Raw genomic sequence first — 964 nt, 5'->3', positions numbered from 1 at the left:
ATCGACGAGGACACGGGTGCCCGTTCGATCCGCGATATCAAGGAACAGGACGTTTACATGGGCGACATGCCGCTCATGACCGAACACGGTACCTTTATCGTGAACGGCACCGAGCGTGTGATTGTTTCCCAGATGCACCGTTCGCCGGGCGTCTTCTTCGACCATGACAAGGGCAAGAGCCACAGCTCGGGCAAATATCTGTTTGCCGCACGTGTCATTCCGTATCGTGGTTCCTGGCTCGATTTCGAATTCGATGCCAAAGACATTCTTTACGTCCGTATCGACCGTCGCCGCAAACTGCCGGCGACCACGCTGCTTATGGCTCTTGAAAACGAAGAGTCCGAACGGCTGCGTGCACAGCGTGCCGAAGAAGGCCGCTCTGTCGATCCGTCGGAAATCGAAGGTCTGACCCCGGAAGAAATCCTCAACTATTACTATGAGTCGGCTGAATACCGCCGCACCAAGGATGGTTGGGTTACCGATTTCAGTGTCGAGCGTTACATTGGCCAGAAGCTTGTCTTCGATCTGATCGATGCCAAAAGCGGCGAAGTTGTTGCTGCGGCTGGTTCCAAGATCACCAAGCGTTCTGCTGGTAAAATCGCCGAACAGGGTGTCACCGAGATCCTCGTGCCCGAAGAGCAGCTTAACGGCTGGTTCATGGCTGATGACCTCATCGATGGTGAAACCGGCGAGATCCTGGCAGAAGCCGGCCACGAACTGACCGAGGAAGTGTTCGAGCAGCTGAAAGAATGGGGTGTTGATTCCGTTCGTCTGCTGATGATCGACCACAACCAGGTTGGTCCGTATCTGCGCAACACCATGGCGCTGGACAAGAACAGCAACCGCGAAGAAGCCCTTGTGGACATCTATCGCGTGATGCGTCCGGGCGAACCGCCGACCCTCGAGGGTGCGGAAGCCATGTTCAAGGGCCTGTTCTTCGATTCAGAGCGTTATGACCTTTCCG

1 pseudogene is annotated in these 964 nt (G+C 55.7%); it reads left to right on the top strand.

The window, feature by feature from the left end:
- Window positions 1–964, top strand: a pseudogene (locus tag WBY09_RS19855) (DNA-directed RNA polymerase subunit beta); the annotation flags it as partial.

Source organism: Thalassospira sp. CH_XMU1458 (genome assembly GCF_037027205.1).
Classification (GTDB): domain Bacteria; phylum Pseudomonadota; class Alphaproteobacteria; order Rhodospirillales; family Thalassospiraceae; genus Thalassospira; species Thalassospira tepidiphila.
The sequence above is the reverse complement of the archived record's forward strand: the minus strand, read 5'-3'. Positions and strand labels throughout refer to the sequence as shown.